The sequence below is a fragment of the Streptacidiphilus sp. P02-A3a genome (genome assembly GCF_014084105.1).
Lineage (GTDB): Bacteria > Actinomycetota > Actinomycetes > Streptomycetales > Streptomycetaceae > Streptacidiphilus.
Genome location: NZ_CP048289.1, coordinates 6,215,711 through 6,239,037, shown reverse-complemented (window position 1 = coordinate 6,239,037; position 23,327 = coordinate 6,215,711). Strand labels below are relative to the sequence as shown.

Below are 23,327 nucleotides of genomic sequence, written 5' to 3'. Positions count from 1 at the left end.
CTTGCACGTTGCCTGGGTACTCGCGTCCATGCTCTGTCGCAAACGAACAGAACATGTCAATATCGGGCTGCGGATATCCCGGCATCACCTTCGTGATCAAAAATCATCGTGATCAAAAAGCATAGAGTCGACCAGCGAGACGGGCAGTACCGCCACCGCGTCCCTGCCCACCTCGCGGAGGGGGATACTGGTGGAATTCCGGTTACTCGGGCCCTTGGAGCTGCTGGTCGACGGGCGCCGAGTCCGCCTCGGCTCGCCCAAGGAGCGGGCCCTGCTGGCCGTCCTGCTGTGCGCCGCCGGTACCTCCGTGCCGGTCGACGTGCTGCTGGACCGGGTCTGGGACGGCGAACCACCGCCCAAGGGCGCGGAGACGCTGCAGAGCTACGTCTCCAGACTGCGGAACCGGCTGCGGACCGCCACCGGGGATCTGGTCCGGGTGGACTTCTCGGCGCGCGCCTACCGGCTGGTCATGGAGGCCGAGAATGTCGATTTATTGAGATTCCGTCATCTCCATCGGAAAGCCCGCGTGCTGAGCCGGACCGGCGACGCGGAGGGAGCGGCGGAACTGCTGCGTGAGGCCGAAACCCTGTGGCGGGGAGAGGCGTTGGTGGAATTCACCGGAGACTGGGCCACTGGTCTGCGCAACCGCCTGAACGAGGAGCGCCGGGCGGTCCAGGAACTGCGGGTACACCTGGAGCTCGGCCTCGGTCTGCACGAGGAACTCGTGGGTGAGCTCACCGAGTTGGCGGAACGCAGCCCGGCCGCGGAGCCGGTGGTGATGGACCTGATGCTGGCCCTCTTCCGCAGCGGCCGCCAGGGCGACGCCCTGGCCGTGTACCGGCGCGCCCGGACCAGGCTGCGGGACGAACTGGGCCTGGCCCCGAGCATCCAACTCGACACCCTGCACCAACGCGTCCTGCGCGGCGACGCCGACCTGCTGGCCGTCCCGACGGAACCGGAGCCCCCGGGGCGGCCCGCCCGGCCGCTGTTCAACCTGCCTCGGGACATCAAGGACTTCACCGGCCGCCGGGCCGAGCTCGGGATCATCCTGACGGCGTTCGGCGGGGAGGCCCCGGCGACGCTGCCGCTACTGGTCATCCACGGCATGCCGGGAAGCGGCAAGAGCGCCCTGGCGACCCGGGCCGCCCACCGGCTCCGTGACCGCTACCCGGACGGTGTGCTCTTCGCGAGCATCGGCCGCGGCTACGCGCGGCAGTCGCCGCAGCACCCGTCCGACGCGCTGGCAAGCCTGTTGGCGCTGGTCGGCATGCCGGCCCAGGCCATGCCGCCCGACCTGGAGGGGCGTGCGTCGCTGTGGCGGGAGCGAATGGCGCACAGCCGCACGCTGCTGGTGCTCGACGACGCGCACGATGCCGAGCAGATCCGCCCGCTGCTGCCCGGGACACCGTCGTGCGGGGTCATCGTCACCAGCCGCCACTGGCTGGCCGAGCTGGAGGGTTCGCGGTCGCTCTACCTTGACACACTGTCAGAGTCCGAAGCGATGGAGCTCTTCACCCGAATCGTAGGCCCGGCACGGACAGCGGACCGGGTGGGCGTGCGTCGCGTCACGCACCTCTGCGGTCGACTTGCCTTGGCCCTGCAGATATCCGCCAACCGCTTCCGCCACCAGACGGCCTGGTCTGTGCAGGACTTGGCAGAGCGGTTGGCCCAGCCCACTGGGCCACGTTTCGGCAACCACGCCCTCCGCGCGGTCGGGAGTTCCTTCGACCTCTCCTACGGCGAACTGGCTGAGCCGGAGCGCCGGTTGCTCCGCCTGCTGGCCCTGCACCCCGGCCCCGACCTCACGCTGCGGACAGCTACCGCGTTGGACGGACGGAACGCGGTTGAGGTAGGTCATAGTCTCGAAGATCTACTTGACTCCCACCTGCTGGAGGAGTCGGTGAAGGACCGCTACCTATTCCATGATCTCGCTCGGGATTTCGCACTCCGCGTGGCCGAACGCGAGGAGACGGACAAGACCCTGCGCGCCGCGATTTCTCGGCTGCTGGACTACTATCTGGCCGCCGCCGACGCGGCGGATCGGCTGGCCTATCCGGGCCGACGCAGACTTCCGCTCCAGTTGGTCGGTGATCCGGTATGCCTCCCTTCTCTTTCGGATGCGGACGAAGCCGGAGCCTGGCTTGACATCGAGCGATCCAATCTGCTGGCTGTAGCCCGTGCGGCAGTCGATCGGTCGCCCGCACACGCACGGCTGATCCCGCATGTGCTCGCCAAATCGTTGTACAACTGGGGATCTTGGAAAATTGCGGAAAACCTGCACGCAGCCGCGCTCCAGGCCTGGGAGCATCAGGACAACCCGGTGGCCCGAGCCCAGATCATGGTCGACCGCGCGTCCGCGCTGTGGGCTCTCGGCTCCCGCGAGGACGCGTTGCACTGGGGTCTTGAGGCGCTGGCCCTGAGCCGGTCCGCTGCGGATCCGGCAGGTCAAGCTGAGGCGCTGTACCAGGTGGCGCGGGTGCGGCTGACCTCCGACCAGCCGCAGGAGGGCCTGCGCTACCTCGACGAGGCCCTGGTGCTCCAGCGGCAGGCCGGAAACCGGCGCGGCCAGGCCGAGATAGCCAACCAGTACGGCGTCTTTCTTGGCGAGACCGGAAAGTTTCAGGAGTCACTCGCCCAGTTCCGCGCGATGTTATTGCTGGAGCGGGAGATCGGAGACCTCCACGGACAGGTCTGGGCGCTCAGCAATACCGGGGAGATCCTGCTGCGCCTGGAACGGTACGAGGCTGCCCGCGCCCGTTTCGAGGAAGCCCTCTCCTTGGTGCGGAGAATCGGCGGGCGGCAGGAGATGGGAATACTCTACGAAAATCTCGGGACGGCGCTCAGGGGGAGCGGTGAGACAGTGCGGTCACTGGTCAGCCATCGGCGCGCGGCTCGAATGTTCCACGATCTCCGCGATTTGGAATCGGAAGCCGAGTCGCTGATCAGCATAGGCCTCACGTATCAGGCATTAGGCAGGAATGCGGACGCGCTCACCAGCTTCACGCTGGCTGAACAGATCAGTCAGCAGATCCGTAGCCAGAGCTGCCGCCAGCGCGCGCTGCTCGGCATCGCCTCGGCTCAACGCGCCGCTGGCAGTTACCTGGTAGCGTTGGCTGCGGGCCGTGAGGCGCTGGAGCTGGCCCGCCGTCTCGGCGCGGTCTTCGAGGGTGCCCAAGCTCTGGAGAGCCTCGGCGAAGTTGTCCTCGCACTGCAGGGCCGTGCCCTCGCGGCATCGTTTTGGCAGCGGGCACTGGTGCTGTACGAAGGAATGGCGGTGCCGAGAGCAGAGCTCCTGCGACACCGCCTCGCCAGCCTGGATTACCCTTCGGTAATCTAGGAGCCGCGCATGAATATGCAGATAATGCAGACGCAGCAGGCTATGAGCTCGGCGTGCATGTGTCGGTTGCTCCTAAACGTGGTGCTCCGAATCAACGTTGATCGTAACTGTAGCGGAGTTCGACACCGTTCGACTCCCAGCTGTACCGTCGGCGGAATCGAGATAGGCTGGAGATTTGCCCAGTCCGATAGGGGATGGATGACCCGTCATATCGGATCGCCGGGTTCGTCGGCCGGTCCTGGCGCATTCCGGTCCGGGGGAGTCGGGGTCGGAATGCTTCGCGGTGCATGACGCCGCGTCAACTCGGGTTCACGAAGCGTGGGTCGCTGCGGTTGGCGTCAACTCGGCTGACCCGTCAGCCAGGTGACGACCAGGTGGTCGGCGCCGATGGATGTGGGGTGCGGGCGCCGTGCCGAGCCGCTGACCTGGAGGGATTGGGATGGGGTACCCCGCTGGGCGGCTGACAAGAATGCGTCAACGTAGTATCGGCGGGTGAGCATCTGGACATCCCTCGAACCAGCGTCCACCATCGTGGACCCCGGCGGCACGACTACGGTGAGGCTGCGGGTACGGAATACCAGCGATGTCGTCGACGAGTACCGCTTCATACCGGTCGGCGAGATCTCTCCCTACGTCACCCTTGAACCAGCGACGCTCCGGCTGTACCCGGGTACCACCGGGACCGTCGAGCTCACCTTCGCGCCGCCGCGCAGTCCCGACGCCACGGCCGGGCCGAACCCGTACGCGGTGCAGATCATTCCGACGGAGAACCCCGAGGCGACCACCGTCCCCGAGGGGAACATCACGGTCACCGCCTTCACCGAGGTCCGGGCCGAGCTGGTGCCGCCGACCGTCAGGGGGCGCTTCCGGGGGCGTTCCGTTCTCGCCATCGACAACCTCGGCAACACCAAGCTCACCGCCTCGGTCGGCGGCGCCGACAACGGGGGACAGCTCAGCTACCACGTCCACCCCGCCAACGTGCAGGTCGAGCCCGGGCGCGCGACCTTCGTCAAGGCCACGCTGAAGCCGCAGCGGATCATCTGGTTCGGGCACAAGGAGAACCGCCCGTACCAGCTGTCCGTGCAGCGGTCCGGGAGCACGCCCGTCGGCGTGGACGGGACCTACGTGCAGAAGGGGGTGCTGCCGCGCTGGCTCGCCGGGTTCTTCGGCGTCGGGCTCGGACTGGCCGTCGCCCTGGTCGCGCTCTGGTTCGCCTACCAGCCCCATGTCGCCACCCTGGCCCAGGCGGAGGTCCAGTCGGCGGTGGCCCCGCTGCCCGCCGCGACGCCCGCGCCGCTCGCCGCGGCGCCGACCACGGCGGCGGCGTCACCCTCCGCCGCCTCGGCTCCGAGCAGCGCGCCGGCGTCACCCGCGGGCGGCGGCGCCGCCACCCCCGGCGGCTCGGGCCCGAAGACCGGCTCCACGGCCGGAGCCGCACCGGCCAACACCGCCCCGGTGCATTTCGTGATCCAGAACAACTGGACCGGCCAGTGCGCGGACCTCCCGAACTACGGCGCGCCCACGCTCGCCGACGGGATGGAGCAGTTCCAGTGCGCGTACGGCAGTTCGGACAACCAGATGTGGTACTTGCAGCAGCAGGGCACGGCGCCGGACGGTGAACCGCTCTACTGGATCCGCAACGCGCTCGGATCCAACCTGTGCCTGGACCTTCCCGACTACGGTGCCGCAGCGTCCGGATCCCGCGCCGCCACGTTCACCTGCACGACGCCGGTGAGCTCCGACAACCAGCTGTGGGAGCTCCCCTTCGTCAACTCGACCAGCTCCGGCGGCCTCGGGGTGCTGGTCCGCAACTACAAGGACGGCCTCTGCCTCGACGTCTCCGGCTGGGCCTACGACAACAGCGACAAGAGCCCGGACGCCGCGCTCGGGGTCTTCCAGTGCTCCGGGACCGGCTCGCAGTGGGGGGTCAACCACGGGTTCGACGACCATCTGTGGAACCTGATGGCGAACCCCACGCAGGTGTACATCCCGACCCGCGTCGGTGAGATCACGGTCGGCTGACGACGGCGGACCCGCGCGGGCGGCGGCGGACACCGGACCGCCGCCCGCGCGCCACGGCCGCATGCCGCCGTAGGAGTGCAACGGCATTCGGAAAGTTTCTGCAAGGCCTTCCTCATCATGTTGCGGCTCTGTTAACTTCCCGTTGTCCGATCCCGCTGCCCACGACCCCGCGCTGATGGAACCGGGTGACCGGGTGCTGGACCCGCGTGACGTCCCGGAACGCGACCGCAGACTCCGTCAGAGAGAGGTCCGATGACACCACCATCACCGACCGCCGCCCCCGGACGGCGGCGGGCCGCGGCCGGGACGCTGGCGCTGGTCGCCGCGCTGTCCGGCCTGCTGCTCGCCCCGGCCGCGCACGCCGACACCGCCCCCACCGCGGTCACCGTCGCGGGCGACCTGGACACCCTGCTCGGCTGCGGCAGCGAGTGGGCCGCCGACTGCGCCCAGGCCCAGATGACCGCGCAGCCCGGCGGCATCTGGACGCTCACCGCGCACCTGCCCGCCGGCAGCTACACCTACAAGGCCGCGCTGGACGACAGTTGGGACGTCAGCTACGGCCTGCACGCCGCCGCCGGGGGCGCGAACATCCCGCTGACCGTCCCGGCCGGGGGCGCCGACGTCACCTTCCTGTTCGACCAGGGCAGCCACTGGATCACCGACACCGTCAACGACCCGGTCCCGGTCGCGGTCGGCGACTTCGAGCACGCCCTGGGCTGCGCCGACTGGGCCGCGAGCTGCGTCCAGTCCTGGCTGGAGGACCCGGAGGGCGACGGCACCTACACCTTCACCACCAGCGCCCTGCCCGCCGGTACCTACCAGGCGAGGACCGCCCTCGGGCTGACCGGCGCCGTCAGCTACGGCCAGGACGGGACGCCCGGCGGCGCGGCGGCGGGCTTCACCGTCGCCACCGACGACGCCACCACGACCTTCAGCTACAACAGCACCTCGCACCAGCTCAGCGTCTACCCCGGAGTGGCCAAGCCCAGCCTGGTCAAGGCCCAGGCCTACTGGCTGTCCACCGGCTACATCGCCTGGAACCTGGGCGCCGACCCGGCCGACCAGAGCTACCAGCTGGCCGCCTCCGCCGACGGCGGCCTGTCCGAGGGCGGTACCGGGCTCACCGGCGGCACCGTCATCCCGCTGACCTACGACCCGGCCGGGCTGCCCGCCGCGCTCAGGAAGAAGTACCCCGACCTGGCCGCCCTCGGCGCGCTGCGGGTCCCGGCCGGGTACGCCGCGCGGGCCGCCCAACTGCTGCGCGGCCAGGTCGCCGTGGCCGCGCTGGACGCGCACGGCGACCTCAGCGCCGCCACCTCGCTGCAGACCGCCGGGGTGCTGGACGACCTCTACGCGGCCCCGGCCGCCCGCACCACGTTCGGCCCGGTCTTCCACGGCCGGACGCCCACGCTCACGGTGTGGGCGCCCACCGCGCGGAACGTCGACGTCGAGCTCTACGACGGCGCCGACGCGACCACCCCGACGCTGGTCCCGATGACCCGCGACGCCCGCACCGGCGCCTGGTCGGTCACCGGAAAGCCCAGCTGGAACGGCGCGTACTACCTGTACCAGGTCACCGTGTGGGTGCCGGACCAGCTGAAGCTGATGACCAACCAGGTCACCGACCCCTACTCGCTGGCCCTGAACGCGGACTCCACCCGCAGCCAGATCGTCGACCTGGACGACCCCGGCCTGATCCCGGCCTCCTTCGCCGACAGCCGCTCGCCCAAGCCGATCCCCAGCACCCAGCAGGAGATCCAGGAGCTGAGCGTCCGCGACTTCTCCGAGGCCGACACCACCGTCCCGGCCGCCGAACGCGGCACCTACCTCGCCTTCACCGACCCCGACTCGGCCGGGATGAAGCACCTGGAGGTGCTCGCCAAGGCCGGGGTGACCACCGTCCAGATCATGCCGACCTTCGACTTCGCCGGAGTCCCGCAGGTCCGCGCCGACCAGGCGCAGCCGCCGTGCGACCTGGCGGGCTTCGCACCGGACTCGGACCAGCAGCAGGCCTGCATCACCCGGACCCAGGAGACCGACGGCTACAACTGGGGCTACAACCCGCTGCACTTCACCGTCCCGGAGGGCGCCTACGCGACCGACTCCACCGGCGCCGCCCGCACCGTGCAGCTGCGCGACATGGTCGCCGCCCTGCACAAGGCCGGACTGCGGGTGGTCATGGACGTCGTCTACAACCACACCGCCGCCTCCGGCGAGGACCCGAACTCGGTCCTGGACCAGATCGTCCCCGGCTACTACCAGCGCCTGGACGCCAACGGCGCGGTCACCACCGACTCCTGCTGCGCCGACACCGCGCCGGAGAACGCGATGATGAACAAGCTGGTCGTCGACTCGGTCACCACCTGGGCGAAGGAGTACCACATCGACGGCTTCCGCTTCGACCTGATGGGCCTGGACCCGAAGAGCACCATGCTCGACGTCAGGTCCTCACTGGACCGGCTCACCGCGAGCCGGGACGGCATCGACGGCACGGCGGAGACCCTGTACGGGGAGGGTTGGAACTTCGGCGTGGTCGCCAACGACGCCCGCTTCGTCCAGGCCACCCAGGCCAACATGGCCGGGACCGGCATCGGCACCTTCAACGACCGGCTGCGCGACGCGGTGCGCGGCGGCAGCCCCTTCGACACCGACCCGCGGATCCAGGGCTTCGGCTCCGGCCAGTACACCGAACCCGACGACGACCCGGTCAACGGCACCCCCGCCCAGCAGCGGACCACCCTGCTGCACGACACGGACCTGGTGGAACTCGGCCTGACCGGCGACCTCGCCGACTACCGCTTCACCGACACCGAGGGCAGCCGGGTCGCCGGCAGCGGCGTGGACTACAACGGAGTACCGGCCGGGTACACCGCGGCCCCCGGCGAGGCCGTCGACTACGTCGACGCGCACGACAACCTCGCGCTGTACGACACGCTCGTCTACAAGCTGGCCTCCGGCACCAGCCCGGCCGACCGGGCCCGGATCCAGGCACTCGACCTGGCCACCAGCACCCTCGGCGAGGGGCCCGGATTCGCCCAGGCGGGCACCGACCTGCTGCGCTCCAAGTCGCTGGACTCCAACTCGTACGACAGCGGCGACTGGTTCAACGACATCCAGTGGAACTGCGCCGACGGCAACGGCTTCGGCCGGGGCCTGCCGATGGCCGCGTCCAACCAGTCGCTGTGGTCCTACGCCCAGCCGCTGCTGGCGAACCCGGCGCTGGTCCCGACCTGCGCCGCGACCCAGGACTCCACGGACGAGTTCCAGCAGTTCCTGGAGATCAAGAAGTCCTCCCCGCTGTTCTCGCTGACCACCGCCGAGGCCGTGCGGCAGCGGGTCGGCTTCCCGCTGTCGGGCACCGCCGGGCAGGTGCCCGGGGTGATCACCGAGCACCTGGACGGGCACGGACTGGGCGGCTACGCCTCGGTCACGGTGATCTACAACGCCACCGGTACCACCCGGACGCAGACCCTCGCCGGACTGGCCGGCACCCGGCAGGCGCTCGACCCGGTCCAGGCCGGCGGCACCGACCCGGTGGTCAGGCAGTCCGCCTTCGACCCGGCCACCGGGAGCTTCACCGTCCCCGGCTACACCGTGGCGGTCTTCGTCCAGCGCTGAAGCACCGGATGGGCGGGGCGGGCACGCCGGTGCCCGCCCCGCCCGCGCGTCGCGGCCACCCGCGCGGGGGCGGGCGGCCCGGAGCCGGGTCAGGCCCGGGCGGAGGGGTGCCACGGCGGGGTCCGGAAGCCGCCGCCGTACATGGGCAGGTTGATCTCTGAGCCGTACCGGGCGATCTGGTCCCAGGGCCGGTTCAGGCCGGTGCTGCCGTGGGCGCGGACCCGGGTCACCGCGTCCAGGTCGAGCACGTCGACCAGGATCTCCTCCCCGGAACCGGCCTGCTGGCGGACGATGCCCTCGGGGTCGACGATGGCGCTGGCGCCGACCCCGGCCGGGTCGGCGGCGTTCACGTTGACCACGTAGACCTGGTTGGTCCAGGCGTTGGCGCGGGCGCAGACCAGTTCCAGCTCCCGGTCGCGGGTGGTGGTCAGCGTCGGCTGGATGATCACCTCGGCACCCAGCCAGGCGAGCTGCCGCACGGTCTCCGGGAAGGAGCCGTCGTAGCAGATGGCCAGGCCGATCCGGCCGATGTCGGGGATGTCGAAGACGACGAAGTCGCTGCCCGGGGCGCAGCTCTCCCAGGGCTGCCAGGGGAAGACCTTGCGGTAGGTCGCGGCGATCCGGCCCTCGGGCGAGACGGCCAGGGCGGTGTTGTGGATCCGCCCGTCGGCGGCGCGTTCGTAGAGGCTGCCGGGGACCAGCCACAGTCCGGTCTCCCGGGCGAGGTCGCAGAGCCGGTCGGTGAGCTCGCCGGGCACGGGCACGGCGGCCTGCTCGGTCCAGTCCTCCCGGGCCTCCAGCAGCGGCGCCTCGGCCGCCAGCAGCAACTCCGGCACGGTGACCAGCTGGACCTGCGGGAAGGCGGCCCGGACGGCCAGTACCTGTTCGCGGAAGCGCCGCCAGGAGGCCGCGAGGTCGTGCGTCACGGGGCGGGTCTGGAGGGCGGCGATGGCCAGGGTGCGCATGGGTTCAGTCCTCGGTGATGATCAGGTCGGTGACGGTGGTCCGGCCGTTGCGGAAGAAGCCGGGGTGGAGCACGCGCATCAGCGCGGTGACGGCGATGCCGAACACCATCGACCCCATGCCGAGCAGGAACACGCCGCCGACGCCGTCGAAGGAGGTGCTGCCGTAGCCGGGGGCGAGCATGTCGTGCGCGCTGCGCAGGAACGCGGCGAGCATCATCAGGCCGCCCGCCAGCGGCAGCAGGCCCTTGAAGACCAGCGCGTGGGCGGAGCCGCGCAGCTCGCGGCGGAAGTGCCAGACGCAGGCGAAGGCGGTGGCTCCGTAGTACGAGCACACCATCAGGCCGATGGAGAGGATCGCGTCGCTCAGGAAGGAGGGCGAGGCGGCGGTGAGCGAGGTGAGCAGGACCGCGGCCAGCACGCCGCTGAACAGCGTGGCGAAGGTGGGGGTGCGGAAACGCGGGTGCACCCGGGCGAAGATCCGCGGCATCGCGCCGTGCGAGGCCACCGACACGTTGGGCCGGGCGGTGGAGACCACGCAGGTGAGCAGCCCGGCGACGGCGGACAGGCAGACCGCGAGCTGGACCACCTTGGCCACCGGCCCGCCGAGCGCGGCGGGGGCGAGCGTCGCCAGCACGTCGGCGGCGTTGGCCTGGTTGCCGAGCCCCAGGCCGGTGCTGCCGGTCCCGGCGAAGCTGATCGCGGCCACGGCGGTGAACAGGTAGGTGCCGAGCAGGGTCACGGTGGAGATCACGGCGGCCCGGCCGGGGGCCCGGGTGCGGTCGCGGGCCTCCTCGTTGACGGTGAGCGCCGAGTCCCAGCCCCAGTAGATGAACAGGCAGAGCAGCACCGACTCGGCGAACGGGCCGGTGCCGTGGAAGCCGAGGGGGTTCACCCAGGCCAGGGAGGGGGTGGCCGCGTGGTGGTGGGCGAGCGCGGCGATGCCGAAGCCGATCAGGGCGACGAACTGGATGGCGACCATGCCGTTCTGGATCGCGGCCGAGAGCTGGACGCCCCGGTAGGCCACGGCGGTGGCCACGGCCAGCAGCAGCAGTCCGAGCAGGGTCACCGGCACCGTCCGGGCGGCGTAGGAGCTCAGGCCGACCAGGGAGAGCAGGCTGGTCGCGCCGACCTGGGAGAGCGCGGTCATGGCGATCAGGGTGGCGATCTGCGGGATCCAGTTGCCGAAGATCCAGCCGCTCCAGGGACCGAAGGCGCGGGTGATCCAGACGAAGTTGGTGCCGCAGTCCGGCATCACCCGGTTGAGCTCGCGGAAGGCGTAGGCGGTGCACAGGATCGGCACGAAGCCGACCAGGAGCGCGGCGGGGGCCAGGTGGCCGACGACGAGCGTCACCAGCCCCAGGGTGACGGTGATGCTGTAGGCCGGGGCGACCGAGGCGAGGCCGAGGGAGACCATCGACAGCAGGCCGACCGAGCCGGCCGCCAGGCCCTTGTCGCGGCCCTGGGGCGGTTCGGGGGTGGTCCGCTCGGACAGGTTCGTGGTCATGGAGCCCTCCTTCCTTTTGTTAAACAGTGATTTAAGAGAAGGGGATGTCCCACGTCAAGGGCAGGCAAGATCTCGCTACGGCTACGTTTAGTCAATGATCTGGAAGACTGGAGCCATGGCTCGACAGAAGGATCAAGAGGCGCGGCGGGCCCAGCTCGGCGAGGCCGCTCGGCGGGCACTGCTCGCGCGCGGCCTCGAAGGCCTGCGGCTGCGCGACGTCGCCGAGGAGGCGGGGGTCACCCCGGCCGCCGTCCTCTACTACTACGGCGATCTGGACGAGCTCATGAACGAGACCTTCCAGCGGGGCATCGAACGCTTCTGTGCCCGCCGCGAGGAGGCGGCCGAGCGGCTGCCGGACGCCCGCGACCGGCTGCTCGCCTGCATCGACGCGGGCGTCGCGACCGGCCCCGACGACACCATCCCCCGACTGCTCTTCGAGTACTGCCCGCGCAGCCTGCGCGACCCCCGGGTCGCGGCCCTGGACGCGACATTGACGGAGCGTCAGGTCGCGGTCTACTACGGGGTGCTGCTGCTGGGGGAGGCCCAGGGGTACTTCCGGCTCACCGCCCCGCCGCGCGAACTGGCGGGCAACTTCGTGGCGTTGGAGGACGGCTACCAGATGGACGTGCTGTCCGGCCGCCGCCACCGCGGCGAGGTGCTGCACCTGCTGCACGGCTTCGCCGCCACGGTCACCGGCTGCGCGCTGGACCGCTGATCCCCGGGCGGTCCAGGGGCCTCGGCACAAGTATGCCCAATCGCGCATGACTCATGCTCAGTTCTGCTTATTTTGATGGCACTCTTGTCAACTACGAGCAGATACGAGTAGACAATCCCTCAGCTGTTCCGGACCAGCCGCCCATTCGGCCCGACCGAACCTGCGAGGTTGCCCTGTGACTTCCCCCTCCATCGGCGCATCCGTGCGACGCTCGCGGCGAGCTGCGCGCTCGCCACCGCGTCCGCCGGACTGCTGCTGGCCACCCCGGCCTCGGCCGCGCCGTCGGCCGCCGGCACGGCCGCCCCCGGCCAGTATCCGAACTACGCGCCGACCCCGCCCATGGGCTGGAACGACTGGTCGTACTACCAGTGCGGCGAGAACGAGCAGATCGTGCTCGCCAACGCCCACGCCCTGGTCACCAGCGGCCTGGCGGCCAAGGGCTACAACACCGTCACCATCGACGACTGCTGGATGGCGCCCAACCGCGACTCCTCCGGCAACCTGGTCGCCGACCCGACCAGGTTCCCCGACGGAATGGCCTACGTCGGCAGGCAACTGCACGAGCTGGGGCTGAAGTTCGGCATCTACGAGGACGCCGGTACGGAGACCTGCGGCGGCTATCCGGGCTCCGAGGGCCACTGGCAGCAGGACGCCGACCTGTTCGCCGCCTGGGGCGTCGACTACGTCAAACTCGACGGCTGCAACGTGCCCACCCCCAGCGGGCAGACCGACGAGCAGGCCTACTACGCCACCTACGCCGCGATGAGCCAGGCGCTGCTGCACAGCGGCCGCAAGATGGTCTTCTCGATCTCGGCCCCGGCGTACTTCCAGGGCACCCCCGACTGGGACACCGTGATCAAGTGGTCCGCCCAGCTCGGCAACCTGTGGCGGGAGGGCGCGGACACCGCGCTCGGCCAGGAGAGCGGCGCGGCCAAGTGGAGCGCCATCTCCTACAACTACGGCTACAACGTCGGCCTGGCCGACCTGCAGCGCCCCGGCCGCTGGAACGACCCGGACTTCCTGCTCGCCGGTGACTCCGGACTGACCCAGGACGAGATCCAGAGCCAGGTCTCGCTGTGGGCGATGATGGCCGCGCCGCTGATCTCCAGCACCGACCTGACCAAGCTCACCCCGGGCGCGCTGGCCGCGCTCGGCAACAAGGACGTCATCGCCGTCGACCAGGACCCGCTCGGGGTGCAGGGCCGGATCGTGGCCCAGGGCACCGGCTACAACGTGCTGGCCAAGCCGCTGGCGGGCGGCGACCGCGCGGTCGCCCTGTTCAACTCCTCCGACCAGGCCCTGACGATCACCACCACGGCCGCCGCCGCCGGGTTCGGCAAGGGCTCCTCGTACCAGCTGAGGAACCTGGTGACCAAGGCGGTCACCCAGACCGACGGCACCATCTCGGCGGACGTCCCGCCGCACGCGACCGTGATCTACCGGGTCGGGGCCGGGGCCTCCCGCGGGCTGCAACCGGCCACCGCGATCAGCTGGCAGGACGTCAGCACCGCAGCCAGGCCCGACAGTTACCTGATCAGCCTGAGCGACCACGGCGCGGCCCGGCTGTCCGACGTCCGGCTGTCGGTGAGCGCGCCCAAGGGCTGGACGGTCTCCCCGGTCAGCACCCGGCTGGGCGATGTGCGCACCGGCGCGGCGGCGTACGCCGTGGTCACCGTCAAGGGCCCGAGGAACGCGGCCCCGGGCACCACCGTCAGCGAGATCACCGCCACCGCCAGGTACCGGGCCGGATCCGCCGGGGCCGGACAGGTCAGCGGCGAACGGACGATCACCAGTACGGTCCCGTACCCGACCCTCTCGGCCGCCTTCAACAACGTCGGCGTCACCTCGGAGAGCGCCCCGACCCCGGGCGACTTCGACTCCACCGGCGACAGCTACTCCGCCCAGGCGCTGGCCACGGCCGGGGTCACCCCCGGCGCCACGGTCAGCGCCAACGGCCTCGGCTTCAGCTGGCCCACCGCCGCCGCCGGAACCCCGGACAACGTGGCCGCCTCCGGCGAACAGGTCACCCTCTCCGGCACGGGCAGCAGCCTGGCCTTCCTCGGCTCGGAGACCGGCGCCGTCTCCGCCCCGGTCACCGTCACCTACACCGACGGCAGCACCAGCACCGGCCAGCTCGGCTTCCCCAACTGGTGCTGCACTCCGCCCACCGCCTACGGCGCGCGGGTCGCGATCACCACGGACCACCGCGACACCCCCACCGGCCCGGCCAACTTCGGCATCAGTTACCAGGTGTTCAGCAACACCATCCCGCTGACGGCGGGCAAGACGGTACGGAGCGTGACCTTGCCGAACCAGCCCGCGATCCACCTCTTCGCCCTGTCGGTGACCCCCTGACCCGCGTGAGCTGATCCGCTCGTCACCGAGCTGACGACGGGGCTCCCCGGGACACGGGACGTCAACCAGGACGTCCCGCCCCCGGGGAGCCCCGTCGTTCTGGCCGCGGCCGGGCCGAGGTACCCCCGGCCACCTCGACCGACGGCCCGGGAACCGGGCCGCTCAGCAGGAGGGACGGCGGCCGTGGTTGGCGTGGTGCTTGCGGCGGGCCCTCTTCTTCCGACGCCGGGTCGACGACATGGTCGCTCCTCTCGCAGCGGGCGGATGCTCCGTCCTTCCACAGTGCCACAGTGCCGCCACCCGGGCATGTCGTCAGTTCGTCATGCCCTCCAGAATGGTCACCGGGCCCAGCGCGATGACCAGGTCCCCGGTGCCCAGCCGCAGGTTCTGGTCGGGGCTGGTGGTCAGCTCGCCACCGGGCTGGCGGACGGCGAGGATGGCCACCCCGGCGAAGCGGGTCTGCGCCTCGGCGACGGTCATCGCGTGCAGCGGCGTGCCGGGCTGCACGGCCACCTCCTCCAGCCGGATGTCGGCGCCGAGGTCGAGCAGGTCCAGCACCTCCAGCACCGACGGCTGTAGCGCGAGCAGCGCCATCCGGCGTCCGCTCAGGCCGTACGGGGAGATCACCTCGTCGGCCCCGGCGCGCCGCAGCTTGTCGACCGAGCGCTGTTCGGCGGCGCGGGCGACGATCCGCAGCCCGGGGTTCATCGCCCGCGCGGTGAGCGCGATGAAGACGTTGCCCGAGTCCGAGTCCACCGCGCACACCAGGCCGTCGGCGCGTTCGATCCCGGCCTGCCGCAGCACCGTCTCGTCGGCCGCGTCGCCGGTGACGTAGGGGATGCCCTGCTCCTCCAGCAGCAGGTGCAACTCCGGTTTGGACTCGATCACCAGGACCTGGCGCTGATGGCGGCCCAGCTCCCCGGTCACCGTTCGGCCCACCCGGCCGTAGCCGCAGACCACATAGTGGCCGCGGAGCTGCCCGGTGCGTCTGGACATCCGCTTCCTCCGCAGCCAGCGGGCCAGTTCGCCCGAGCTCAGTACCTCGGTGGCCACCCCGATCGCGGCGAACAGGGTGGCGACGCCGAAGAGGATCAGGGAGACCGTGAACAGCTTCCCGCCGACACCGAGCTCCGGCCCGCTGCCGACGGTGCTCAAGGTCAGGACGGTGGTGTAGAAGGCGTCCAGCGGGCTCTGGTTCTCGATCAGCCAGTACCCGAAGGTGCCGTAGCACAGCGCCAGCACCACCAGCAGCAGCGGCAGACGGAACCGGGCGAACACCTGACCTCCGACCGTGGCTCGTGGCCAGGGGCTCGTGGCTCGTGGCTAGGGGACGATCACGAGCTTGCCCCGGGTGTGGCCGGTGCGGCTGGCGTCGAAGGCCTCGCCCACCTTGTCCAGCGGGAAGGTCTGGGCGACCTCGATGGTCAGCACGCCCCGGTCCACCGCCGCCGCCAGCTCGGCCAGCTTCGCGCCGTTCGGGCCCACCCAGATCCAGTGGCCGCCGTGCTGCTCCACGGAGGAGTCCACGATCGAGGCGTGCCGCCCGCCCGGGGCGAGCACGGCCGAGGTGACCGGCCACTGCCCGCCGACCAGGTCCGCCACCGCTGACACGCCGTCAGGAGCCAGCGCGCGTACCCGCTCGGCGAGCCCGTCGTGGTAGCCGACCGGCTCCGCGCCGAGGGCCCGGACGAACGCGTGGTTGTGTTCGGAGGCGGTGCCGATCACCCGGGCGCCCCGGTCGACGCCGAGTTGCACCGCGGCGCTGCCGACGCCGCCGGCGGCCCCGTACACCAGCAGCACGTCGCCGGGGCCGACCTCCAGCCGGTCCAGGACGCGCTGCGCGGTGAGGCCGACCAGCGGCAGCCCCCCGGCCTGCGCCCAGTCCAGGCCGACCGGCTTGCGGGCGACCGCCGTCGCGTTCACGGCCACGTACTCCGCGAAGGTCCCGGCGTGCACGGAGTCCTTGCGGGCGTAGGCCATCACCTCGTCGCCGACCGCGAACTCCGGGGTGTCCGGGCCGGTGGCGACGACCACCCCGGCCACGTCCCAGCCGGGGACGACCGGGAAGAACGTGTCCATCATCTGGTCGAGCCCGCCGGCCATCACCTTCCAGTCGACCGGGTTCACCCCGGCCGCCTTGACCTGGACCAGCACCTGCCCGGGCCCGAACGTGGGCTCCGGGACCTCGCCGTAGCGCAGCCGGGAGTTGTCGGGGGCGAAGGCGTCGTACGTTACCGCGCGCATGAAGGTCCCTCCTGCTTCGGCCGATCCGGGTCAGCCCCCGGCGGACAGTGCCGTCACCGTGGCGGTACCCCGCCCGCCCGAGCGGGCTGTGCGGTCGTCCAGACGGGTGAGCCCGGTGGCCCGCTGAAGCTCGTCGGCCTGGTCGCCGGCGTTGCCCGGGTCGTGGTCGCGCAGGGTCGCGGCGACCGTCTCGCGCTCGCTGCGCAGGTCGGTGAGCTCCTGCTCCAGCGCCCGCCGAGCGGTCTGACTGATCGGCTCGGGCTCTCCCGTCATTCCTGCTCCCGTGGGGTCGACGGCACGACTGCGCGGTACGGCGATGCGCCCCGGAAGGGACATGTCGCACGCTAGCAGTCGGCCGCCCCGGCGGCGAGGCGAGCCGGTCGCCCCCGGAGGACGACGGGACACCCCCGGGTGCCGACGGGGTCGGCGCCCGGGGGTGCTGGGCCTGCGGTGGTCAGTCGCGCGCGGCTACTGCCAGGTGTCGTTCAGGGTCACCGAGCCGGAGGCGCCGGTGGTGTAGCTGCGGTTGGCGCCGGACTCCCAGGTGATGTTCCCGGCGGCGTCCTCCACGATGAACTTGTACTGGAAGGTGGTGTTCGGGCTGATGCTCAGGGTCGAGGACCAGGTGGGGTAGTTGGCCGAGCTCAACTCGACCGCCTGGGTGGTGTTCCACTGGCCCAGGGCCGCGATGTCGCCGATCACGTAGACGTTCTGGCCGGGGACGGTGGTCTCTTTCTCGTCGAAGGTCACCCCGACCGGGGAGGTGGCCGCGGCGCCCCAGGTGTTGCTCAGGCCGGCCGCGGTGGTGCCGGTGGTCGCGGTGTGGTTGGCCCCGGACTCCCACTCGATGGTGCCGTCCGGGTCCTTCTTGATGAACTTGTACTCGAAGGCGGTGTTGGAAGGCAGGGAGACGGTCCCGGTCCAGTTCGGGTAGTTCGTCGAGGAGAGCGGGACGGCGTCGGCGGTGTTCCAGGAGCCCAGCGCGGGCACCGAGCCGACCACGTAGACGCTCTGGCCGAGCCAGGTGGTGGCGTTGTCGGTGAAGCTCTCACTGACCGTGGTGCTGGAGCCGTTGTAGGCGTCGGTCAGCGTCGCGGTGCTGCCGGAGCCGGTGGTCGCCGAGTGGTTGGCGCCCGGTTCCCAGGTGACGTTCCCGGAGGAGTCCTGCTCGATGTACTTGTACTGGATCGCGGTGGACTGGGGCAGATCGACCGTCACCGTCCAGTTGCCGCCGGACTGGGTCATCGGGATCGCCGACGCCGGAGCCCAGTTGCCCAGGCCGGCGACCGAGCCGACCAGGTACATCGGCGCGCTGGCCGGGGTGCCGCTGACGGTGAAGGTCTCGGCGACCTCACCGGCCGGAGCGGTGGCGGTGGAGCCGGCGCTCGGGGTGGCCGAGGCACTGGCGCTGGCACTGGCGCTGGCGCTCGGGGTGGCCGAGGCGCCGGCGGACGCGGAGGCGCTGGGGCTCGCGGTGGGCGAGGAGGAGTTGGTGGTGGCCAGGTCGTACAGGGCCACCGAGTCCTCGGCCGCGATCGAGACCGTGGCGTCACCGCTGCTGTTCACGGTGACCAGCGGGCCGGAGCAGCTGCCGTTGCTGTAGTTGCCGTGGATGACGTCGCAGTAGGTGCCGGCCGGGAGGCCGGTCTCGAAGGTCTTGGTCTGCGTGGTGCTCTCGTTGTTGATGGCGATCCACGCCGCGTTGCCGCGGGAGAAGGCGATCAGGTTGGAGCCGTCGTCGTACCAGTTGGCGACGGATTGCCCCTGGGCCGCGTTGTGCCAGCCGACCATGTTGGCGACCCCGGTGACCCGGTCGGTGCAGACCCAGGCGCTGGAGGAGCAGTCGGTGTTGGTGACGAAGCCGTTGGCGTCGGCCGGCGGCGAGTCGTCCGAGGTGTTGAAGGCGAAGCCGGAGTAGACGGTCGGCTGCACGCCGTAGCCCCAGGCCAGCATGAACTCGGTGGCGAGGTTGTAGACCGCGCCGTTCTTGTAGTTGAGCGTGGAGCCGTTGCGCTCGGTGTCGTGGTTGGCGACCATGGCGCCGTCCTTGCCACTCGGCTCCAGACCCCAACTCTGGCCGAACGTCTTGAGGTTGGCGATGCTGCCCTGGAACTGCGACTTCAGCGCGTTGGCGTAGTCGAAGCCGATGACGCTGCCGTTGCTCTCGAAGGCGGACGGAGCGAGGTTGCCGGAGCTGCCGAGGGCGACCTCCTGCAGGATGTAAGGGCGCTGGCCCCACTGGGTGTTGTTCAGCCGGGAGATGATGTTGGCCATGTCGGCCTGGTTGATGTGCTTGGCCGAGTCCACCCGGAAGCCGTCCACGCCGTAGCTGATCAGCGTGTTGAGGTAGCCGGCGATCTTCGAGCGGACGTCGTCGGTCTCGGTGTAGAGGTCGGACAGGTTCTCCAGGTCGCACTCCTGCACCTGGGTCTGGCTGTTCCAGTCCTGGATGGACATGTCCGAGTTGGGACAGTTCGCGGGCGAGGTGTGGAAGTCGGCGGGCCCGTAGGGGACCTCGCTGTAGTTCTTGGTGGTGACGTTGAAGCTGTCGCCACCGTAGGAGTCGGTGCTGGTCTGGTCGTTGCCGGAGGTGTGGTTGATCACCGCGTCGGCGTAGACCTTGACGCCCGCCGCGTGGCAGGCCGCCACCATCGCCTGGAACTGGGCGGTGTTGCCCATCCGGCTGTTGAGGTCGTAGCCGACCGGCTGGTAGACGTCCCACCAGGAGTGGGTGCTCCCGGCCAGCCGGATGGAGTCCTGCGGCGGGGCCACCTGGACCGCGCCGTAGCCCTTGGGGCCGAGCACGTTGGTGCACTCGTTGGCGACCGAGGGCCAGTTCCACTCGAAGAGGTTGGCGATGACGTCGCCGCCGTTGCTGCCACTGGTCGCGTGGGCGGCGGTCTGCAGAGTGAGCGGGAGGAGCGCGCCGGCGACAAGCGTCCCGGCGAGCATGAGGCCGCCCCGGCCGCGACGGGACGGTTGCGCTGACGGATCGGTGCGGGTGGATCTCCGGAAGGGTGGCAAGGTGTGTGCTCCCGAGGGTGGACCGTCGCGAGGACGGCGTGGGGGATGGGGGAACCCCGTGAACGGGGGGAGACGGCCGGACGCTGTCGGGGAGGCCGACCACTGCCAGTGCTCACCGCCGTGGCCGGGGGTTGCCCGTCCACGGCGGTTCCGTCGCTCAGCGGACGCCCTGACGACGTCTCCGGGCCGACTGCCCGCACAAGCGGCCCGGTGAGCGGGTCATACGATTCCCCTGATCCGGTATCAGGGTCAAGAAGCTGGAAGAAATTTCTGAAAACTTCTGAATACGCTTTCTGTAATGAGCCGGATGTTCCGTTTGCCGGTGTGCGGCGGTGGTATGGGCGTCTGTCCGGCCGGACCCGCGGGCCGGGTCAGTCCGCCTGCCACCAGCTCGCGCTGTCGGCCGGCAGCAGCACCTCGGCGCCGTCGGCCACCGGGGCCTCGGACGCCAGCAGCGGCCGTCCCGGGCTCGGGGTCCGGACCGGCGCCCCGGTGGTGTTGGCGACGCACACCAGCGAGCCCCGCGGGCTGTCCCGGCGGAACGCCAGCAGTCCGGGGGCCAGGTCCAGCCACCGCACCGAGGTGCCCGCGCCCAGCGCCGGGTGCCGCCGCCGCAGGGCCAGCGCCGCCCGGTAGAGCTCCAGGGTGGACGCCGGGTCGCCCGCCTGGGTCTGCACGCTGAGCGCCGACCAGTGCGCGGGCTGCGGCAGCCAGCTGGGCCCGCCGACGGCCGCGCCGAAGCCGTACGGCGGCTGGTCGCCGGACCACGGCAGCGGCACCCGGCAGCCGTCGCGCAGCCCGTTGCCGCCGTCCTTGCGCAGGAAGGAGGGGTCCTGCCGGGCCTCGTCCGGCAGGTCGGTGACCTCCGGCAGGCCCAGCTCCTCGCCCTGGTAGAGGTAGGCGGAGCCGGGCAGGGCGAGCATCAGCAGGCTGGCCGCGCGGGCCCGCCGCAGGCCGCGCCCCGGGTCGCCGCAGGCGTAGCGGCTGGCGTGGCGGACCACGTCGTGGTTGGACAGGGTCCAGGTGGTGGGGGCGTCCACGGCGGACATGGCGTCCAGCGAGCGCCCGATCAGGTCGCGCAGCCCGGTGGCGTCCCAAGGGGCGCTGAGGAACTTGAAGTTGAAGGCCTGGTGCAGTTCGTCGGGGCGGACGTACCTGGCCGAGCGCTCCAGGGTCTTGGTCCAGGCCTCGGCGACGGCGATCCGGCCACCCGGGTACTCGTCCAGCACGGTGCGCCAGGAACGGTAGATCTCGTGCACGCCGTCCTGGTCGAAGTAGGGGACGCGGTTCCCGCCGAGCAGTGGGACCGCCTCCGAGTGGCCCACGTCGGGCAGTCCGGGCGCCTTCACCAGGCCGTGGGCCACGTCGACCCGGAAGCCGTCGAGGCCCCGGTCCAGCCAGTAGCGCATGATCGAGCGGAACTCGTCGCGGACGGCGCCGGAGTCCCAGTTGAAGTCCGGCTGGCCGGGGGTGAACAGGTGCAGGTACCACTCGCCGGGGCTGCCGTCCGGGTTCACGGTGCGGGTCCACGCCGGACCGCCGAACAGCGACAGCCAGTCGTTGGGCGGCTGCGCGTTGCCCTCGCCCCGCCCCGGGCGGAAGTGGAACCGGGCCCGGGAGGGTGACCCGGGGCCCTCGCGCAGCGCCCGCAGGAACCACGGGTGCTGGTCCGAGCAGTGGTTCGGGATCAGGTCGGTGATCACCCGCAGGCCCAGCGCGTGGGCGTCCGCCACCAGCAGTTCCACGTCGCGGACGGTGCCGTAGCAGGGGTCGACGGTGCGGTAGTCGGCGACGTCGTAGCCGCCGTCGGCCTGCGGCGAGGTGTAGATCGGGGAGAGCCAGACCGCGTCCACGCCCAGGTCCCTGAGGTAGCCGAGCCGGTCGCGGATCCCGCTGAGGTCGCCGATGCCGTCGCCGTTCCCGTCGGCGAAGCTGCGCGGGTAGACCTGGTAGACCACGGCGCCCCGCCACCAGTCGCCGTCGGCGCCGGGGAGCTGGCCGGGTGCGGGCGGTGGGCTCGTGTCTGCGGTCAGGGTCATGGGGGGTGTCCTTCGGGACTCGGGCCGGTGCGGCGGGCGCCGTGGCGGTTCCACGGGCAGCAGTCGATGGTTCCACCGTGGACGTACGGCTGCAACAATTTGCTGAAAGTCTCTGAAGCGTCTTGCAGACAAGTGGATCAAAGTGTTTGACTTGCCCCCCGGCACAGTCAGTTGACGCCGAGTCCGGTTGCCGAGTCCGGTTGCCACCGGCCCACCCGAGGAGCGCTGTTGACAGGTCACAGGCCATCGCCCGAGCCGGGCGTGCACGCTGACGAGGGCGGATTCGACCTGCTCGCCCCGGAGGGGACCGGGTACCGGGTGGACCTGACCGAGGACGTCCTCTCGCCGGACAACCCCCTGCTCGCGGACTACTGCGAGGGCCGCCGGGTGATCGCCTTCCTCGGCCCGACGGTGGACCGGCTGTACGGGGAGCGGCTCCGCCGCTACCTCACCGCCCGTCTGGCTGACGGCAGTTGGAGCGTGCGGGTGATCCGCACCGGCGAGCGGCACAAGACCATGGAGTCGGTGCAGGAGATCTGCGCCGTGGCCAAGGAGTCCGGCCTCGACCGGCGCGGGGTGATGATCGCCGTCGGCGGCGGCGTCACCTGCGACCTGGTCGGCTTCGCCGCCGCGATCTACGGACGGGGCCTGCGCTACATCAAGGTGAACACCACCCTGGTCGGCCAGATCGACGTCGGTGTGGGGGTCAAGACCGGCGTCAACGCCCTCGGCACCAAGAACATGCTGGGCGCCTACCACCCGGCCCACGCCTCGATCAACGACCCGGCCTTCCTGCGCACCCTGCCCGACCGGCAGATCCGCTGCGGCCTCGGCGAGACCGCCAAGATGGCGATCATCAAGGACCCGCGGCTGTTCCAGGTCCTGGAGGAGCACCCCGACGTGTTCCGGCAGCCGCTGCCGCAACTCCAGGACTACGTGCTGCGCAGCGCGATGGAACTGATGCTGCGCGAGCTCTGCCCCAACCTGCGCGAGCACGACCTGGCCCGGCTGGTGGACTTCGGCCACACCTTCGGCCCGGTGATCGAGACCGCCAGCGGCTACCGGATCGCGCACGGCGAGTCGGTCGCGATCGACATGGCGATCTCCGCCGAACTCGCCCGGGTGCTCGGCCTGCTCGGCGCCGAGGACTGCGAGCGGATCGTCCGGCTGATCTCCGGCCTCGGCCTGCCCGTGCACGACCCGCGGACCTGCACGCCGGAGCTGATGCGGCAGGCGCTGCTGGCGTCCTACGAACGGCGCGGACGGCGGCTGCACCTGGTGGTGCCGGTCGGCATCGGCGCCGCCGCCTTCGTCGACGACCTGGAGGACGTACCGGCCGCGGCCCTGGAGGAGGCCCTGGACGCGCTCGCGGTCCGGCCGCCCGAGCAGCGCTCCGGCCCCATGGCCGTCAGCCACTGAGGGGCAAGGCACCCCGCTGACCCCCCCCGGAGCACCGAGGCGGGCCCCGTACCACGGGTCCGCGACCGCACGGCGGTACCACCGC

The 23,327-nt window shown here is 71.0% G+C and carries 13 protein-coding genes; 6 read left to right on the top strand and 7 right to left on the bottom strand.

Annotated elements, in window-relative coordinates:
- The first annotated feature begins 214 nt into the window (after nucleotides 1-214).
- The 3 genes from GXP74_RS26615 (at nucleotide 215) to pulA (ending at nucleotide 8,977) form a co-directional block, all read left to right on the top strand.
- Complete coding sequence (locus GXP74_RS26615; RefSeq protein WP_182453764.1) at nucleotides 215-3,337, top strand: BTAD domain-containing putative transcriptional regulator; 3,123 nt, start codon at nucleotides 215-217, stop codon at nucleotides 3,335-3,337.
- Nucleotides 3,338-3,829: 492 nt separating this feature from the next.
- The gene (locus GXP74_RS26610; RefSeq protein WP_225448210.1) at nucleotides 3,830-5,359 is read left to right on the top strand and encodes an RICIN domain-containing protein; all 1,530 of its coding nucleotides are present in this window, start codon (nucleotides 3,830-3,832) and stop codon (nucleotides 5,357-5,359) included.
- A 252-nt stretch (nucleotides 5,360-5,611) separates the two neighbouring features.
- Nucleotides 5,612-8,977, top strand: coding sequence for a pullulanase-type alpha-1,6-glucosidase (gene pulA, locus GXP74_RS26605; protein ID WP_225448209.1), 3,366 nt, complete (start codon nucleotides 5,612-5,614; stop codon nucleotides 8,975-8,977).
- Nucleotides 8,978-9,066: 89 nt separating this feature from the next.
- Here pulA and GXP74_RS26600 read toward each other — a convergent pair whose 3' ends face one another.
- On the bottom strand, nucleotides 9,067-9,942 hold the full coding sequence (locus GXP74_RS26600) for a carbon-nitrogen hydrolase family protein (RefSeq protein ID WP_182453763.1): 876 nt from the start codon (nucleotides 9,940-9,942) through the stop codon (nucleotides 9,067-9,069).
- A 4-nt stretch (nucleotides 9,943-9,946) separates the two neighbouring features.
- Nucleotides 9,947-11,446 (bottom strand): APC family permease, encoded by a 1,500-nt coding sequence (locus GXP74_RS26595; protein WP_182453762.1) that lies wholly within the window; start codon nucleotides 11,444-11,446, stop codon nucleotides 9,947-9,949.
- A gap of 115 nt (nucleotides 11,447-11,561) precedes the next feature.
- Here GXP74_RS26595 and GXP74_RS26590 point away from each other — a divergent pair, with 115 nt between their 5' ends.
- Nucleotides 11,562-12,161 (top strand): TetR/AcrR family transcriptional regulator, encoded by a 600-nt coding sequence (locus GXP74_RS26590; RefSeq protein ID WP_182453761.1) that lies wholly within the window; start codon nucleotides 11,562-11,564, stop codon nucleotides 12,159-12,161.
- 168 nt (nucleotides 12,162-12,329) lie between these two features.
- On the top strand, nucleotides 12,330-14,516 hold the full coding sequence (locus tag GXP74_RS26585) for an NEW3 domain-containing protein (RefSeq protein ID WP_182453760.1): 2,187 nt from the start codon (nucleotides 12,330-12,332) through the stop codon (nucleotides 14,514-14,516).
- 312 nt (nucleotides 14,517-14,828) lie between these two features.
- On the opposite strand, the gene GXP74_RS26580 is transcribed toward GXP74_RS26585, so the two are convergent.
- The 5 genes from GXP74_RS26580 to GXP74_RS26560 form a co-directional block, all read right to left on the bottom strand.
- Complete coding sequence (locus GXP74_RS26580) at nucleotides 14,829-15,794, bottom strand: TrkA family potassium uptake protein (protein ID WP_182453759.1); 966 nt, start codon at nucleotides 15,792-15,794, stop codon at nucleotides 14,829-14,831.
- Nucleotides 15,795-15,839: 45 nt separating this feature from the next.
- The gene (locus tag GXP74_RS26575) at nucleotides 15,840-16,760 is read right to left on the bottom strand and encodes an NADP-dependent oxidoreductase (RefSeq protein WP_182453758.1); all 921 of its coding nucleotides are present in this window, start codon (nucleotides 16,758-16,760) and stop codon (nucleotides 15,840-15,842) included.
- 30 nt (nucleotides 16,761-16,790) lie between these two features.
- Nucleotides 16,791-17,033: a hypothetical protein gene (locus tag GXP74_RS26570; RefSeq protein WP_182453757.1), complete on the bottom strand. Its 243-nt coding sequence runs from the start codon at nucleotides 17,031-17,033 to the stop codon at nucleotides 16,791-16,793.
- A 195-nt stretch (nucleotides 17,034-17,228) separates the two neighbouring features.
- A complete protein-coding gene (locus GXP74_RS26565; protein WP_182453756.1) occupies nucleotides 17,229-19,712 on the bottom strand; it encodes a carbohydrate-binding module family 20 domain-containing protein in 2,484 nt (827 codons plus the stop codon).
- A 443-nt stretch (nucleotides 19,713-20,155) separates the two neighbouring features.
- Nucleotides 20,156-21,823: a glycoside hydrolase family 13 protein gene (locus tag GXP74_RS26560; protein ID WP_182453755.1), complete on the bottom strand. Its 1,668-nt coding sequence runs from the start codon at nucleotides 21,821-21,823 to the stop codon at nucleotides 20,156-20,158.
- A 228-nt stretch (nucleotides 21,824-22,051) separates the two neighbouring features.
- Here GXP74_RS26560 and GXP74_RS26555 point away from each other — a divergent pair, with 228 nt between their 5' ends.
- A complete protein-coding gene (locus GXP74_RS26555; RefSeq protein WP_182453754.1) occupies nucleotides 22,052-23,242 on the top strand; it encodes a sedoheptulose 7-phosphate cyclase in 1,191 nt (396 codons plus the stop codon).
- Nucleotides 23,243-23,327 lie beyond the last annotated feature (85 nt).